18 protein-coding genes are annotated in these 15,343 nt (G+C 34.2%); 14 read left to right on the forward strand and 4 right to left on the reverse strand.

What is annotated here, in order from left to right; genetic code table 11:
* Nucleotides 1–96: 96 nt before the first annotated feature.
* From LS74_RS00350 to LS74_RS00390, 10 genes are all read left to right on the forward strand, one after another.
* A complete protein-coding gene (locus LS74_RS00350) occupies nucleotides 97–1,254 on the forward strand; it encodes a hypothetical protein (protein ID WP_236096728.1) in 1,158 nt (385 codons plus the stop codon).
* Between the two features lie 14 nt (nucleotides 1,255–1,268).
* The gene (locus LS74_RS00355; RefSeq protein WP_034587587.1) at nucleotides 1,269–1,802 is read left to right on the forward strand and encodes a hypothetical protein; all 534 of its coding nucleotides are present in this window, start codon (nucleotides 1,269–1,271) and stop codon (nucleotides 1,800–1,802) included.
* A gap of 98 nt (nucleotides 1,803–1,900) precedes the next feature.
* Complete coding sequence (locus LS74_RS10845) at nucleotides 1,901–2,044, forward strand: hypothetical protein (protein WP_167480454.1); 144 nt, start codon at nucleotides 1,901–1,903, stop codon at nucleotides 2,042–2,044.
* Between the two features lie 15 nt (nucleotides 2,045–2,059).
* Entirely contained in the window at nucleotides 2,060–3,118 is a 1,059-nt protein-coding gene (locus LS74_RS00360) for an ArdC-like ssDNA-binding domain-containing protein (protein WP_034587585.1), read from the forward strand.
* Nucleotides 3,118–3,588, forward strand: a complete 471-nt coding sequence (locus LS74_RS00365) for a single-stranded DNA-binding protein (RefSeq protein ID WP_034587583.1) — start codon at nucleotides 3,118–3,120, stop codon at nucleotides 3,586–3,588. The genes LS74_RS00360 and LS74_RS00365 overlap by 1 nt, the downstream gene beginning before the upstream one ends.
* Before the next feature lie 134 nt (nucleotides 3,589–3,722).
* Complete coding sequence (locus LS74_RS11125) at nucleotides 3,723–4,751, forward strand: tyrosine-type recombinase/integrase (RefSeq protein WP_236096729.1); 1,029 nt, start codon at nucleotides 3,723–3,725, stop codon at nucleotides 4,749–4,751.
* Nucleotides 4,752–4,935: 184 nt separating this feature from the next.
* Nucleotides 4,936–5,184 (forward strand): hypothetical protein, encoded by a 249-nt coding sequence (locus tag LS74_RS00375; protein ID WP_002955705.1) that lies wholly within the window; start codon nucleotides 4,936–4,938, stop codon nucleotides 5,182–5,184.
* A gap of 12 nt (nucleotides 5,185–5,196) precedes the next feature.
* Nucleotides 5,197–5,889, forward strand: coding sequence for a ParA family protein (locus LS74_RS00380; RefSeq protein ID WP_034587581.1), 693 nt, complete (start codon nucleotides 5,197–5,199; stop codon nucleotides 5,887–5,889).
* Entirely contained in the window at nucleotides 5,876–6,724 is an 849-nt protein-coding gene (locus LS74_RS00385) for a Fic family protein (protein ID WP_034587579.1), read from the forward strand. The genes LS74_RS00380 and LS74_RS00385 overlap by 14 nt, the downstream gene beginning before the upstream one ends.
* Nucleotides 6,721–7,089 (forward strand): ribbon-helix-helix domain-containing protein, encoded by a 369-nt coding sequence (locus LS74_RS00390; protein WP_034587577.1) that lies wholly within the window; start codon nucleotides 6,721–6,723, stop codon nucleotides 7,087–7,089. Before LS74_RS00385 ends, LS74_RS00390 begins: the two co-directional genes overlap by 4 nt.
* Nucleotides 7,090–7,098: 9 nt before the next feature.
* Here the strand turns inward: LS74_RS00390 and LS74_RS11130 are convergent, their stop codons facing one another.
* Both LS74_RS11130 and LS74_RS11135 read right to left on the reverse strand, forming a co-directional pair.
* Entirely contained in the window at nucleotides 7,099–8,277 is a 1,179-nt protein-coding gene (locus LS74_RS11130) for a hypothetical protein (protein WP_236096730.1), read from the reverse strand.
* A gap of 83 nt (nucleotides 8,278–8,360) precedes the next feature.
* On the reverse strand, nucleotides 8,361–8,966 hold the full coding sequence (locus LS74_RS11135) for a relaxase/mobilization nuclease domain-containing protein (protein ID WP_236096731.1): 606 nt from the start codon (nucleotides 8,964–8,966) through the stop codon (nucleotides 8,361–8,363).
* A 994-nt stretch (nucleotides 8,967–9,960) separates the two neighbouring features.
* Here LS74_RS11135 and LS74_RS00400 point away from each other — a divergent pair.
* From LS74_RS00400 to LS74_RS00415, 4 genes are read left to right on the forward strand one after another with little or no spacing between them, the layout of a single operon-like run.
* Nucleotides 9,961–11,403 (forward strand): hypothetical protein, encoded by a 1,443-nt coding sequence (locus LS74_RS00400; RefSeq protein WP_138128647.1) that lies wholly within the window; start codon nucleotides 9,961–9,963, stop codon nucleotides 11,401–11,403.
* Nucleotides 11,396–12,004 (forward strand): penicillin-binding protein activator LpoB, encoded by a 609-nt coding sequence (gene lpoB / locus LS74_RS00405; RefSeq protein WP_034588894.1) that lies wholly within the window; start codon nucleotides 11,396–11,398, stop codon nucleotides 12,002–12,004. The genes LS74_RS00400 and lpoB overlap by 8 nt, the downstream gene beginning before the upstream one ends.
* A gap of 32 nt (nucleotides 12,005–12,036) precedes the next feature.
* Nucleotides 12,037–12,624, forward strand: coding sequence for an LPP20 family lipoprotein (locus tag LS74_RS00410; RefSeq protein ID WP_034588897.1), 588 nt, complete (start codon nucleotides 12,037–12,039; stop codon nucleotides 12,622–12,624).
* 13 nt (nucleotides 12,625–12,637) lie between these two features.
* Nucleotides 12,638–13,546 (forward strand): LPP20 family lipoprotein, encoded by a 909-nt coding sequence (locus tag LS74_RS00415; protein ID WP_236096732.1) that lies wholly within the window; start codon nucleotides 12,638–12,640, stop codon nucleotides 13,544–13,546.
* A 297-nt stretch (nucleotides 13,547–13,843) separates the two neighbouring features.
* On the opposite strand, the gene LS74_RS00420 is transcribed toward LS74_RS00415, so the two are convergent.
* Complete coding sequence (locus LS74_RS00420) at nucleotides 13,844–14,338, reverse strand: hypothetical protein (RefSeq protein ID WP_034588902.1); 495 nt, start codon at nucleotides 14,336–14,338, stop codon at nucleotides 13,844–13,846.
* A gap of 60 nt (nucleotides 14,339–14,398) precedes the next feature.
* Entirely contained in the window at nucleotides 14,399–15,310 is a 912-nt protein-coding gene (locus LS74_RS00425) for a TerB family tellurite resistance protein (RefSeq protein ID WP_138128649.1), read from the reverse strand.
* Between the last annotated feature and the right edge of the window lie 33 nt (nucleotides 15,311–15,343).

The raw sequence follows: 15,343 nt of genomic DNA on the forward strand, positions 1-15,343 counted from the left end.
GTCCAAAAACAAATCCCCCCTACTATCTCACAAATCAAATAAGGAGCAATAGCTATGGTGCGTTTATTGATGATTTGCATATTAAGCATTTTTCCTATGAGGGCTTATTGTTTAGGTGCTTCAATCGTGGAATCCCCCTCGCTTTTAGCCCAGCTTGTGGCTCAATATCAAAAATATGTAGAAATGATAGAAAAAGCTCAGGCTCAAGTGGATAAGCTTAATGCAATAAATGATGTAATGAACAAAGCAAATTCTCTTATGGAAAAAGATGGTTTGAAAATTGCCAATCCTATGGAAGTTATAGAAAATCTTAATAGCACAATAGAATCTATTAAATACAATGCAGAGCGGTTAAAAAGAACGGCTCAAGATTGGGATATAAGTCAAAACATTAGAAGAAGAAATTTACAAGAAAAATGTCCCTTTTTAGATTTAGAAAGCATAGATCCTGAAAGCACAAAAATAGAACTCACAAAGGTAGGAGAAGAAACACCATTACAAGCCGATATAAATGCAATGCTTACAGAATTTACAGATATTACAGCACACGATATATCCTCAATTAACAACAGCATTAAAGGTTTGCCTTTAGCAATGCTTATGTGTGAGAGATTAAAAAATTATGAAAATGCTATTAAAACCGCAGAGATAGATAATAAAATGAAAGAATCTCTTTTAAATGGAGATTTTGAAGAGTATAAGAGACAAGAGCAAGAAAAAATTAAGCAAATCGTAGCTCAAGATAAGAAAGAGCAAGAAGAAATGGAAAAAAAACTTGCCCCACTTAAAATAAGAATGGAGCAAATGAAATATTCTCTAGGAGTAACAGATCCAAGCCTAGCTTCAAAACATAATGTGGAATATTGTAGAAAAACAAAAAGCGGCGGTTGTGATCCTATCTTACTAAGCCTTGATTATGTAAAGAATAAAGAAAAAGAGATGTTAGAAAAAGCCAAAAAGAACTCTAATGGCGATAAATCCCAATCTCAAGCTGATAGAGAATTTATTATGATTGATTATTTGCGTGAAATTGCCACTCACATATCCTTTCTTAATGAAACAATGGCAATGACAGCAAATATTGTAGCAGAGAGAGAAGAAAAAATGGCAATGCAAGGTAAGAATAAGCTTGATGATGAAAGATACAAGGATAAAACACAAATTTTGCAAGAGCAAATCAATCAAAATGCAAATGCGGTGCTATTAAGTGAAAAACAACCAAAACTTGATGAATTTGGCTTCCCCTCATTCTAATAAGAGAAACTATAATGAGTTGTTACCTAGGATTAAGCAAAAGAAATGATGAATACTACACTCCTGCATATGCAGTTAAGGCATTATTGCCTTATATCAAAGAAAAAAGCACAATATGGTGTCCTTTTGATAAGCAATGGAGTGAATTTGTAAGAATCTTAAAAGAAAATAATCATAAAGTCATATTCTCTCATATAGATGAGGGAAAAGACTTTTTTCATTATGAACCACAAGAATCTTATGACTACATCATTTCAAACCCTCCATTTTCTAAGAAAAGAGAGATTTTACAAAGACTAAATACACTCAATAAACCCTACGCTATGCTTTTACCGATTAATTTACTTAATGATAATTACAGCAATGTGCTAGATTCTAGTCTTGAACTTATCATTTTTGATAGAAGAATAGAATTTAAAGGCAGAAATATCAATGGCAATCACATAAGCTTTAAAACAATCTATTTTTGTAAAAACTTCCTTAATCTCCCTCACTCTATTGTCTTTGCTCCGCTTAATAGAAATAAAGAAGATGAGAATCTTAGCTAAGGCTTTATACACATCTTTTTCTCCCTTAAAATTATGCAGTTTCTTATGATTGTAAAAATAGCTACACTTCATTATCCCAATTTTAAAAGGAGTTTCAAATGAATGAAGTTGTAGAACTTAGCCAAACAGATGCGGCACAGCTCTATGCGTATGGCGTTACTCTTATCAGTGATGATGAGTTAAGAGACAAAAAAGATGCAGAGAATCAAGCCTTGCTTGAAGAACTCAATCTTGATAATTAATTAAAGGAGAATAGTATGAGTGCAGTATATGAACAACAAAGAGAAGCTATTGCTACAAATGCGGTAGCAACAATCGCTAAAAGTATTAAGGAGCAGTATGCACCTTTTTTCAAACATCATAGTGCGGATTCCTTTCAAAGGGCGTATAATCCAAGCACAGGTAATAGCTTTGAGGGATTAAATTCTTTAATGCTAGATATTAAACAAGCAGAAAAGAAATATCCAAGTAATGAGTGGGTAAGCTTAAGTGATGCCAAGTTTTTAGGTGCAAAACTTGAAGAGATTAATGCCATTAAAGAAAATTGGCAAGACAAGGCTGTGAAAATTCAGTATATTCAAAAGAACGAATATGTGAATGTGCTGAAAAAAGATGAACAAGGCAACCCTATTCCATTGCTTGATAAGGATAATAATCAAAGAATAGGCAAGAATGGAGAGCCTTTATATCAATTTGAGATGATTACTCAAAAAGATGCAAAAGGTAATGCGGTTATCAATCCAAAAACCAATGAACCCTACCTTAAAATCAAAACCGAACTTGTGCCGCTTAAAGAGCCAAAATTGCAAACTGAGCTTATGTATAACATTGCAGAGTTTCCAAGTCTAGCTCAAAAACTTAATCAAGTCAAAGAGGTATGGAATAAAATGGCTAATGGCGAACAGGTTAATGGCAATAATATTGCAGGATTTAACAAGTTTAAAGAGCTTAATAAAGAAAAGGAGTTTTCTCACATTTACAAGAATCTCAAAAATTATGAAGCAAAAGTTTCTAAAGTCATTTTGCAAGACATAGAATCAAGACTTAATCCTGTAACCGCAGAGCAGATTCAGCAATACTTTAAAGCACAGAATCTTAAAGTGAATTATCAAGTGCCTAAAGGGCTAAATGAAAGGCAAAAACAAGAAGTGCAAAAGCTTATTGATAATGGTGCAATTAATCTAGATTCAAAACAGCAAGAGAATGCAAAAGAAGTCAAAAACACGGAGCAAAAAGAAAGTAAGGCTCAAGAGCATACACAAGAGAAAGCTCAAGAAAAGGCAAATAAACCAAAAAGTAAGGGAAGAGGCAGATAATGAATAACATCAGCATTAATGGACATCTCACAGCAGATGCCCAAATCAAATACATAGGAAGTAAAAACACGCCTTGTGTGAGTTTCTTAATAGGAAAGAATAGAAGTTTTACTAATGAGCGTGGTAATATTGAAAAAAAGGCAATGTTTTTTGAAGTGATTGTTTATGGCAATTATGCTCAAAAACTTCACCCCAGCCTTAAAAAAGGCTCAAATGCTTTTATACAAGGCTCTCTTAATTGGGAATCTTGGGAAAAAGATGGGCAAAAGCATTCTAAAGTCAATATTATCGCTCAAAAAATCTATGTCTTTCAAAAATTAGAAAATAAAGACATACAAACACAGCCAACATATATGCAAAACTCTCAAGATTCTGACAATGACAATACTGCTTCTACTAGCAATCAAATTGTTATTGATGGAGAAGAGTTTCTGCAACAAATGAATAACACACAATCTCCACAACCTTAAAATTAGCTCATATTAAGATAGGAATCCCTATCTTAATTTAAGGGGTTTAATGCGTGTGAATGGTGTATTTTGCCCCTACTCTCACTCTCTTTGCCGATATAATAACTCCAATACATTACACAAGGAGTTAAAAAATGAAACACTCACAACAAAAATCACAAACACTAAGTGAAAAAGAAATCATTACCCTTTTAGGAGAATTTTTTGTGCTTAAGGCTAAAACATATTCACAAAATTCTGTTACAGATAAGTATAAATTGGCAATTTATCTTTCAATGAAACATTCCTTTAATTCATTTGCACAGCTAGATAAATTTTGTAGTGATTGTGTGAGATTGGGACTAATAAGCACACAGAATCTTAAATGTATCACGCAATTTATAAAGCACTTTGTTACAAGGAACACGCACTTTCAGCCAACAATGCCAGAGCAAGAATATATTCATTACTTTTTTAATCTCACAAAGCGATTAAAAATTTCAACCATTAATCAACATTATAGAATGATTAGTCTATTTTTGCGGTTTTTAGCACAAAAAGGCATTAACACAATAAATCTTAAAGGGATTCATATGAGTTTCTTAAAAGATAAGAAGCTCCCCTCATTTTTAAATGATTTTCAATATAAGCAATTCTTAAATGAAGTCAAAATGCTTAAAGAGAATACTCTCAAAGATAAGATTCACAAACTTGCCCTTTTGTTTGTAGCCTACACAGGCATACGCAGGAGAGAGTTAGGACATATTTGCAAGAATGATATACAAGAAAACGCCACGCAATATATCATTAAGATTAAAGGTAAATGCTCCCAAGAGCGTTTTGTATCTATTAAAAAGAGTTTTGTGGGGAATTTGTTAAATGATCTTTTGGAGCATAGGGAGAATATGGGGCTAAATCATCAATATGTATTTAGTTATAAGAAAGATAAAGCCAATTTGCATATTCAAACCCCAATGAAACCCATTTTACAAAAAATCAAAGCGGTGCAGATAAGGGGTAATAATCTCCATTTATTGCGACATAGCTTTGCCTCATTTGTATATAGAGAATCTAGAGATATTCTTTTAACACAAAAGGCACTAGGACACGCTTCACTCAACAACACACAGATTTATGTGCATATGAATGAAGATGTGCATAATCAGGTGTCTAATTTCTTTTAATATATTAATGCTATTGTATTGTTTTGTATTATATTGTTGCTTTATTAAACAATATTATTATATTTATTTTATGTTATTATATTATGTTAGATTATTTATAATATAACATAATATTTTTATTTAAATATATTAATATTAATAATATTATGTTATAATACATATAATATAACAAAAGGAGTTTCATATGATAAACATAGATTTGCAAAATGACATTGCAGAAATCAAGCAGCCAACGAACAAAAAGGAGCTTTTCATTCTAGAATCTGAAATGATGTATATACTCGGCAATTATTTAAATGCAAAAGAAGAGTTTGAGAATAAAACTTTTGAACCACAAGAAATAATGCAAATGCTCCAAACCAAAATCATAATGGCAAAGGCATTTTTTGCAGGAATTAAAGAATCGCAAGACAAGAAAACAGCAAACCAATAAAGGAGTGAAGCAATGATAATTACCATAGCAAACCAAAAAGGCGGAAGTGGCAAAAGCACAATCGCTATTAATGCCGCTACAAAACTTTTAGAACAATCAAGTAAAGTCTTATTGCTTGATACAGATTCACAAAAAAATTGCGAGGGATTTACCAATATTAGAGAATCCCAAGAAAAACAGGATTTAAACCTGCCTTATTTTACTCTCTCTAATAGAAGTGGAGACATTACTCAAAGCTTAAAGCAAAGTGTGGAATTGTATGAATACATTGTGATTGACACAAAGGGTAGCGATTGTGTGGAGTGTAGAAAGGCTATGTTGTATGCGGACAAGCTTGTTATTCCAACAACCCCTAACCAACTTGACTTTGATGTGCTATGTGAGTTTGTGGAGAGAGTAAAGGAAGTAAAGGATTTTAATAGCAACCTTGAAGTGTATGTTGTTATTAACAAGGTAAGCCCCAATCCCTTTTTAACAAAAGAGCTAGAAGACTTTAAAGAAGCCTTGCTTGATTTATGCAAGGAAAGCTCCTTAGATGATATTCATATTTGTGAAAATATCATTTATGATAGAATCGCATATAAAAGGGCTATAAGTGAGGGCTTAGGCATTAATGAGTATAATGATGAAAAAGCAAAAAGTGGATTTGAAGCAATGTTTAAAGAAGTGCTAACTACTTCAGGGGAAAAGAATGATAGCCTATAATACAAAATTCCTAGAGATAAAAAGTTTTATCTCAACGGAACAAAATGCCTTTTTACAATCTCTTACACAAGGGATTTGTATGCAGGAATTATTAGAAACAATGCGAGATGAAAAGTCTATTATGCACAAGCTTTGCTTTGATTTCATCTACACTTCGGCAGTTATTGAGGGTAATACCTATACAAGAGGCGAGGCACAAACACTATTTGAAACACGCAAGCCTATTAGCTCTAAAAGCATAGATGAAGCCAATATGCTTTTAAATATCAAATCCGCTCTTGAGTATGTCTTAGAGCAAAAATCGCCTATGACAAAGCATAGTATTAGAGAAATTCATCAAATTCTCTCTCAAGGCTTACTGCCTAAAAAAGCTCAAGGTGGAGTAAGAAATATTGCTGTTACCATAGGCAATAGCGATTATATCCCTTTGCATAATCCCCAAGAGCTAGAAGTGCAAATGGATAAAATGCTCCAATGTTACACGCAGATTCACAATCCTTTTGATAAGGCAATTTACATTCATAACAATATTGCTTATTTGCAATATTTTCAAGATTGTAATAAGAGATTAGCAAGAACCTTGCAGAATCTAAGCTTACTTAATGATGGATTGCCTTTAATCTCTTTTAATGCCCTAAGGGCAGAAACAGAAATAAAGGCTCAATACAAGGATTGTATGCTATGCTATTATGAAAAAGGAGATGTAAAGCCTTATGCAGATTTTTTTGTAGCAGAATATACAAAAACGCTTGAAAATATCCACGCTATCCAAAATATCCACAAACAAACCCTACCTAAAACAACTAAACCCAAACACAAAGGCAAAACACGATGAAATATAATAGAAAAAACAAACTTGAGCAGATAAGTCAGCTAGAAAACAACCAAGAAGCACAGGCAATGACTACAAACACGCAAGATAATGATTTTAAAAGCTCTTTTACAAACTCTGCACCCACAAAAACACAACCCCAAATAGAACAAAAAATAGAGCAAAAACAAAGTGGTAAAAAGAGAATCTTTACTTTTTCTATCAACGAAGAGCTAATGGGCGAGATTGATGAGTTTTTAAATGAGTTTGGAGAAAGGGGAGAATCTAAAAGTAGCTTTACAGAAGAAGCTCTAAGAGCATATCTATCAATTAAAAAGGCAAATATCAAAGATCGCTTACTTGATAAAATAAAAAAACTTAATTCTTAATGCTTTTTCTTATAAAGAAAGGGAGCTTTTCTTAGTGTGAGAGACATCTTTATCTATCCCTTTACTTGCCCACTGCTTATCTTGTTTCATATCATCTTGCTTTATTGCTTGATTAGAATCTTGCGTGAGAGCATTATTTGTAGGCTTTATATGTTCTTGTGAAATCTTAGCTTGTATTTGCTCTTTAGCTCGTGTTACATTTTGTTTCTCACTTATAGTGGCAGAAGAAACAAGCTCTATGCCATATCGCTTTTGAAAACGCATAATAGCTTTAAGTGAAGATTCATAAAAATTTATTTTCTTATTCAATCTTACGGCAGCACGAGCAAAACTCATACTATCAAGCGTTCTATCTTGTTTTAAAGATTCAAGTGCGGATAAAGAATCTTCAATTTGCTTAGGCAACTTTTGCAAATGAATACGCATAAGCTCAATAATCTGCTTTTCAAACATTACTAGCTCATCTATGCTCTTTTGTTTCTTATCCCTTAAGCTTTGATTATCGCTAAAATCTATACTTGAGACAATGCCTTTATAAAAAACCAATTTTGAATAGCTAGAAGATAGCTTAAAAACATTGCTTTTTTCGTTAAAATTACTTAGCCCCTCTATGACCCCCTCATTAACATTAGAAAAATTGTTTTTAAGGCTATTCTCGCTTTTTGTGATAGCCTTTTGTGTATCTCTTAATTTTTGGCTTAATTCCACTGATAAATATTTCTCATATCCAACAAAAGACTTTACAAAAGCCTTTTGCTTCTCTTTCTCTTGAAAATTCTTTGAAAATGTATTGAAATTAGCTTCCCAATCTAAAAAATGTCTCAATGCAGAATCTAAATCCGCAAGAGCTTTTTTTAATCTTTCTTGCTCTTTAGTATCTTCTAAGATTTGTGCTTGTAAAAGTTGCTGTTTTTGGTGTAACAATGTGGGGTTTATGTTTTGCAGCATTAAAGATTCAATCTTTCTTTCTACATTGCCAAGATAAATATTTTTATTTTTAAGAGATTTAGTAACAGCGTTTAACTTTTGAGAATAGCCCTTGTGCCTATTTGAAAAGTCAAAAATTGCTCTTTTGTAGTTTGCCATAAAGCCAAGTTCTTTGCTTGAATCTTTGATTGCTTGGAGTTTCTCTAAATTATCTATCTTAGAATCCAGCATATCTTGTCTAAAACGCTTATCAAATTTCACTTCATTTGTATAATCAAGCTTCCCCCTTGAGTATGTAAAGAGATTGTATTTAAAATCTTCTCTTAGCTCTTCATAAAATTGAGCTATATCATTTTTTTGCCAAAGTGAAGTTTCTTTTTTGTAAAAATATCAGTCTTGTTTAGAATGATATGAATATGAGGCTTGTTTTGATGAGAGTGGGGTATCATTACCCATTTGTAAGTAGGAAAATAACTCTGCATAGTTTGTCGTGCAGATTCGGTAAGTGTGTCAAGGACTGATTGAGAATGTGATTCATTCAAAGAGAAAACAAGATGCAGGGCTTCATTTGTGTTGGGATTTGATGAAAAGTCTTGCTCCCAATCTCGCATAATATCATTGACATTAACAAACTCTCCCAAATAATCAATTCCCACTTGATCATCACTATGGCTAATCGTATATTCAAGGGCATTTTTTAAATGAGCCTTTTTCATATTGCCAATATTTTTGATAACAACATTTTTCTTTGCGAATGCGGAAGTGGATTGAGAAGAAAATAAAGTTTTGCCTTGTCTTATGTTTGAAACAAAAAAGCTTTTAACCTTAGAGCGATAAACTTCTTGTGTTTTTCTAGCCTTTCTAAAAGAAACATACTCAAAGAGTTTGCTCTCTTTGTAAGGATATTCAGGAGGCAATTCAAGCATTACCCTTTGAAAATCATCTGCCATTTTTTGTCCCTTATAAAAGAATAAAAGACCCCAAAGACATTTTCAATTATTGTCGCTCCAAAAACATTAGAGATTTTATAGATAAAAGGCAAAAGAAAAGCAAATAAAATCAAAAGAAGTAAAGTCAAAAATCCAAAAAAGTGCAGGATAACCCTAAGAATGTGTATAAATACTCATTCTGTCCGCACAGGGCGGAGTTTCAAGTCAATTTATCAAAAAATGATAAATTTTAGGGATACAAGGCAAAAAGTTTCCAAACTTTACTAGCAAACTTTGCAACCACACAACAAACAAAATCACAGCCAAAATTCACAATCACACAATAAGAGAAAAACAATTTCACTTTGAGTTATTGAACTTAACTTAAGAGCAAAATTTTTTATCTTTAAAGCAATCTCTCACTCACTTCAAATCATCTGTGCTTTATCTTTGAAAGCTACTATCTTACACTCGCTCTCAAAACAAAACTCATCTCTCACTTCAAGTCAAAATATTGATAACTTAGAATCTAAAATGCTTTTCACTCATTACACATAAGAAAATGAACTTGAAAGCAAATACAAAGACATTAAAATTTATTTTTTGTCTTTTTCACTTAAGAGCCTATCTCAAATTACAATCTCAATCTTTTAATCTAATTTTCTATTTTTACTCTCTAACTTAGAATCTAAAACTTATTAACCTTAGAAGCAATATGAATTTAAACTCTACTCTTTCCCTTATATATTATAATTAGAGGCGGTGGAAAATAAATTCCAAAAGTTTCAATAGCCTTTAAGAAAAGAGAGAGAGAAGCAAAGAAAACAAAGAGCTAAAAAATTTAAGGGATTGAAGTGGGATGGATTTTAAGTTGTTTTAAGGAAAAGATTTTTAGAATGGCGAGAAATTTTTTAAATCTCCTAAAGCTTACAAATTGCTTAAAAATTTAATTTTAAGTGAAGTTAAAAAAAATACAATATGCGTCCTCTCAAAATTTTACTATAAAAGGAGTGTAATGAGATATGTTTATTCAGTTTTAGTGCCATTATGGCTGATTTTAATGACTGCGTGTTCTCATCAAGGGGCTTTGCAAACTTTCAACGAACACTATTATGGTGGAGAGGATACAAAGGCTTATGAATACGCAAAATCACAAGCAGGTAAGGACGGAGATGTCTTATGGAATCTGCAAGCGGGCGTCAGTGGCTTTGGCTCATCACAAGAAGATACTGCAACTTTGCTAGAACAAGGAGAGGGATTATTTAGCAAATATGAATCTGAAGGCTTGATGGGTGGCTTATTTGGCAATGTAGGTGCTGTGCTTGTGAATGAAAATGTCAAAACCTATCGTGGTAATATCTATGAGGGCGTTTTATTTAACTACTACAAAGCATTAAATGCTATGGAACTAGGAGATTATGCTTTGGCTCGTGTAGAATTCAATAGGGTAAATGATAGACAACGCAGGGCAAAGGAGTATTTTAGAAAAGATATTAATAAAGCAATGGAAGAAAGCAAGAAGGAAAATGCTTCAAATGAGGATCTTAAAAATATTGATGCTGGACATACCAAGGAAAGCACAGCTTCTATTTTAGAATCTCAATACAGCAACCTTAAAAACTTTAATATCTATGAAGGCTTTATTAATCCTGCTGTAAGCTATGTCTCAGCTTTATTTTTTATGAGTGAGGCTGACTACTCAAAAGCGACTGATTTATACAAAGAAGCCTATGGAATCACACACGCTTATGTCATCAATCAGGACTTAGAAGTAATGAACAAACGCAAAAGGGGTGATAAAACAAAATACACTTGGTTTATTATAGAAGATGGTAAAAGTGCTTCACTTGAAGAGCTATCCATTGACTTACCTGCATATCTTGTAAGTGAAAGTGTTTTGCACGTAGGCGTGTCAATCCCACAACTGAAAGAGGGTATCCCAAGTGCAAGTTTATACCAAGCAGTGAGTTATACAGACAAGAGAGAATACAAGGCTTTTGAAGTAAGTGATACCGATGGTGTTATTGCAAATGAGTTCAGTGAAAAACTCCCTTTTATCCTTACTCGTGCTATAAGCTCTGCCATCTTAAAGGCAACGACACAAGCAACTTTAAATAATGTGGGTGGCGATCAGTTTGGTGCGGCTGGAGCGATTGTAGGCTCGCTTGTTGGAGCGGCTTATTCTGCAGCTACAAATAATGCTGATGTGCGTATTACAACAGCTTTGCCAAAGCGAGTTCTAGCTCTGCAAGTGCCAAACAACACTTCAGACTTTACACTTCAGGCTGATGGTAACACATTGTATGAAGTAAGCTTTTCTTGCAAAAAAGATACAGAAAGCGAGAAAAAAGCAAGTAATGTTATTGTTTTGTGCGATAAAAATGATAACATTCTTTACCTGCGTTCAAAAGGTAAAAATCCAACTTATCAAATTCTAAAAGGAGGAATTAATGAATAAGAAATTAGTAGCGTGTGGAGTGGCTCTAAGCGCACTTCTCATAGCTGGTTGTGGTGGCGGACCTGAATATGTAGATTCTTCAAATTCTAAGGCATATGCGAGTATGGGCTTAGACTATCACGATATTGAAAAAGCAGCAAGTGATAGTGTGCAATCGCTTCTAAGCAGTGCTCAAGTGCGTGAAATCTCACAAGGTGGGAAGAAAAGGGTCGTTATGATTTCTGGCGTAATTAATGACACTATGCAGACGATTGATACCGACCAGCTTAGTCGTAAGATTACACGCGATATGAGAAATAGCGGTAAGTTTGTGCTTACTCTAGCTCAAGGGGCAAAGACTGAAAAGGGTATTGATATGGCAAGAAATGCACGTGATAATGATGAGTTTGATCAACGCACAACCATAGAAAAAGGCAATCTAAAATCTGCCGAGCTTTCACTCTCTGGGAAAATCGTGCAGAAAAATACAAAAGTTGGCTCAAAGCAACGCACAGATTACTTTTTCTTACTCACACTGACCAATCTTAAAGATGGAACTGTTGTTTGGGACGATGAAGTCAATATCATCAAGCTTGGCTCAAACTCGTCGGTAACTTGGTAAGATTCTAAAACTTAAAAACAAAAGGAGATAAAATGAATACAAAGGCAAAATTGTTAGCAGGAAGTGTTGTAGCGGCGTTATTATTAGTTGGCTGTGGTGGCGATAATGCACTTGGCGTTGGTGGAAAAAGCATAGATAAAAAGGCTCTTAAAGCACTTAATCTTAAGGGTGCTCCAAATTGGGTGCTTAATGCTGGACAAGGCGATATGAGTGCTATTGGAGATGCGGAAATTGTAGGTGGAGATTTAGGCTTTGCGCGTAATGAGGCTCTTGCACTAGCTAGAGATGAAATCGCACGACAAGTTTCAGTAAGCGTTAAAGGCTCACTTTTAAATGCTAAAAGCAAAACTAAAAGTGATATGGGCGATGCGAGTATGCAATCTATCACAGAGCAAATTACAAAACAAAGCACAGATACAATCCTAAGTGGGACAAAGCAAACTGACACTTGGATAACTGATGATGGCTCACGCATTTTTGTTCTTGCAAAGCTTGATGAAGGTAACAAAGCAAAACTTGAAGCAAATGTAAAAAAGCAAATTAGTCAAAACAAGCTTATCCCCAATGATATGAAGCGAGAAATGCTAGAAAACCTTGATTTAAGCTCTAGTGCTGAATAAAGATTGGTGAGATATGCGACTAATAGGTATCTTAGCAATAGGAGCTGTTTTTTGGTTGGCTGGTTGCGGTGGCGATTCTCCTAAGCAACCTGCTTGGTTTGGTAAAAACGCACAAAGTGAAGCTTTTATGATTGGCTTTGGTAGTGCTAAAACGCTTGATGCTGCTAAGGCAAGAGCGTTAAGTGATATAAGCAATCAGCTTAGTGTGCAAGTGAGTTCGCAGTTCAAATCACACACACAAAGGCAAGATTCTCATATTACGCATAGTGCGAGTAATGAAGTCAAGCTTGATACGGCTGGGATTGAGCTAAGTGATGTGAGCTATGTCAAAGATGAGTTTAAAGACAATCAATATTTTGTCCAAGCTCAGATTCCAAAAGCTTCGCTCATTAAGCAGTTTCAAAACTCATTCAACAAAGAGTATGGCACTTTAAACTTTAATAGAATGTCTCAATGCAGTAATATTTCAATCAAAGACAAAACGCGTCTAGCATATGCGTTAGATAAGCTTAGTCTTTATGGAATGCTTTTGCACTCACTTGGTGTGAATACAAGGGATCTTTCAACGCTTGAAGATACACTCTCAAAAAACTCACCCTTGCCTACTGCAAGACTTCAGATTCAGGGTGCAGCGGGGGATATTGTGGCAACAGAGCTTGAAAAGGAGTTGGGAGAGTTCTACAATTTTGATGCGGAAGCGGAAAATGTGATTAATGTCAAGCTTAAGATGAATCTTGTTAATGGAAATACGATTAAAGCTGATGCGATTATGACTATTTATGATTGCCGCAAAAATGCTGTATTTACAACAAGTGTGAGCAACACACATCAAGGCAACAATATTGATGATTCTCTTAGCTTTACTGCTAAACGCATAGGTGTTCAGCTCTACAAAAAACTTCAAGAGTGGGTAGAGGGATAAAACTCTCTAGGCATTTTGAAATGGCTTCTCCTTGTGGGGAGCCAAACTGACTTCTTTTTGACTATGGCATTGCTCCAAAGATTTTAGATTTACTAACGCTCATTACAGAGACTTATCCTTACAAATTCCATACAAAACACAAATACTCTAAATCCCACCCTGCACTACTTATATTGAAGTAACTTTGTGTTTTTTTGGTTTAAATATAAAGAAGACTTCCAAACAACGCTTATCGCACTATTTAGAAAATAAAAAGCCTGAATCTATCCGTTAAGATTCTAAATAAAATTCTAAAACTTAAAAAATCCCGCCATTAACGCTATCAACAAATCTCATCTTATTCACAACAGAATCTATAAGCCCTTTCATCTCTTTGCTGTGATTGTCATTTGCGGCGATTTTTTCAAATTCATCAAAGCTTAGTTTTGAAGAATTGTTTTTAAGATAATCCATTGCCACTTTTTCATTACTATTAATCAAACCCTCTTGCTTGAGCGTCTTTGCAAGATTCTCAAAAGAAGTCTTATCTTTGAATCCACCTTCTAGCTCACCGCCAATTTCTTTAGCCTTTTTTAGCTCTTGTGATGGGGAAAATTTATCCTCAATTCTCTTGGTAATATCTGTATATTGCAGGGAATGCGTAGCCTTATCTCTATTATGGAGACTATCAACACCATTAATATCCTGCTCACTCTCTCGTGTTTTATTGGCATTTTGAGGTTGATTAGCAACATTATAAATATTAGCTAGTAGTCCTTGCACACCACCGTGATTAGCTTTTGTAATATCCACTTGTAATCTCCCACTACATAATAAAATCTAATATAAATAGAATCTAAGCAAATAACATTCCTAAAAATCCCAACCCTTGCGTGATTGATCCTGCTTTATATCTTGCCCCTCACTCTCATTTCTCTCTTCCTGTTTGCTGACATCTTGCCCTTGAGATTCTGCTGAATCTAGCAAAATCAAATAAGCCTTATCAATCTCCTTAAGGCGCGTCAAAGAAGTGTCTTGAAAGCTTTTATTAATATTTTTGTTATCAAAAATATTCTGCTTTGTTTGTTTGATGAGTGTGTGATACTTTTCATTTAAACTCGCTTTATCTAGCCTGTTTGTATCTGTAATCTCAAAAATAGCCCTAGCCCGCTCTATATCCATCTTCAGCTCATCGGCATACTCTTTTTCAAATGTGTTATATATGCTATTAAAATCATCGTTAGCTATCTCAAAATACGCTGCAATATCAATAATCTGCTCCTGTTCAGAATCTTCAAGCTTCCCATCAGCATACGCAAGAGCGAATAAAAACTCCACCACCTTCAACCGCTTCTTATACTCGCCCTTTGTCAAAGCCACATAGTTTTCACACAATTCATCAAGCTCAACATTTGGTGTTTTTTCTTTTTCAACAATCTCTTCTAGCTCTTCCTTGCTAAGCTTAGGATTCTTAGATTCAGATGCCATATCGCTTAGTATCTCATCTAAAAGCTGTTTCTCCAAAGGACAGATTTTATCATCACTCCACACCACTCGTGCAATAATCGCCGCAAGGATTGAAAACTCGTTTGATTTAATTTTACTCTCCCAAGTATCCTCCACCTGATAAGGATTATCAAAATTTATCGGTGTATTATCCGTATTACCAAAGCCAAATGATGTATTTTGTGGATTTTGGTGTAATGGGTTTTTGAGATAATCCTGCAAAGTGTTATAAAGAAAATATATCACAACTCCAGCGATAAGTAAAAGCACGATCTCCATAGTGTATTATCCTTTGTGTGAGTTTGGCAAATA

Source organism: Helicobacter magdeburgensis (genome assembly GCF_000765825.2).
Taxonomy (GTDB): Bacteria; Campylobacterota; Campylobacteria; order Campylobacterales; family Helicobacteraceae; genus Helicobacter_C; species Helicobacter_C magdeburgensis.

Excerpts from the sequence above, each read along its gene's own strand:
- LS74_RS00350 (WP_236096728.1), top strand. The coding sequence starts at position 97 with ATGAGGGCTTATTGTTTAGGTGCTTCAATCGTGGAATCCCCCTCGCTT.
- LS74_RS00355 (WP_034587587.1), top strand. The coding sequence starts at position 1,269 with ATGAGTTGTTACCTAGGATTAAGCAAAAGAAATGATGAATACTACACT.
- LS74_RS10845 (WP_167480454.1), top strand. The coding sequence starts at position 1,901 with ATGAATGAAGTTGTAGAACTTAGCCAAACAGATGCGGCACAGCTCTAT.
- LS74_RS00360 (WP_034587585.1), top strand. The coding sequence starts at position 2,060 with ATGAGTGCAGTATATGAACAACAAAGAGAAGCTATTGCTACAAATGCG.
- LS74_RS00365 (WP_034587583.1), top strand. The coding sequence starts at position 3,118 with ATGAATAACATCAGCATTAATGGACATCTCACAGCAGATGCCCAAATC.
- LS74_RS11125 (WP_236096729.1), top strand. The coding sequence starts at position 3,723 with ATGAAACACTCACAACAAAAATCACAAACACTAAGTGAAAAAGAAATC.
- LS74_RS00375 (WP_002955705.1), top strand. The coding sequence starts at position 4,936 with ATGATAAACATAGATTTGCAAAATGACATTGCAGAAATCAAGCAGCCA.
- LS74_RS00380 (WP_034587581.1), top strand. The coding sequence starts at position 5,197 with ATGATAATTACCATAGCAAACCAAAAAGGCGGAAGTGGCAAAAGCACA.
- LS74_RS00385 (WP_034587579.1), top strand. The coding sequence starts at position 5,876 with ATGATAGCCTATAATACAAAATTCCTAGAGATAAAAAGTTTTATCTCA.
- LS74_RS00390 (WP_034587577.1), top strand. The coding sequence starts at position 6,721 with ATGAAATATAATAGAAAAAACAAACTTGAGCAGATAAGTCAGCTAGAA.
- LS74_RS11135 (WP_236096731.1), bottom strand. The coding sequence starts at position 8,966 with ATGGCAGATGATTTTCAAAGGGTAATGCTTGAATTGCCTCCTGAATAT.
- LS74_RS00400 (WP_138128647.1), top strand. The coding sequence starts at position 9,961 with ATGAGATATGTTTATTCAGTTTTAGTGCCATTATGGCTGATTTTAATG.
- lpoB (WP_034588894.1), top strand. The coding sequence starts at position 11,396 with ATGAATAAGAAATTAGTAGCGTGTGGAGTGGCTCTAAGCGCACTTCTC.
- LS74_RS00410 (WP_034588897.1), top strand. The coding sequence starts at position 12,037 with ATGAATACAAAGGCAAAATTGTTAGCAGGAAGTGTTGTAGCGGCGTTA.
- LS74_RS00415 (WP_236096732.1), top strand. The coding sequence starts at position 12,638 with ATGCGACTAATAGGTATCTTAGCAATAGGAGCTGTTTTTTGGTTGGCT.
- LS74_RS00425 (WP_138128649.1), bottom strand. The coding sequence starts at position 15,310 with ATGGAGATCGTGCTTTTACTTATCGCTGGAGTTGTGATATATTTTCTT.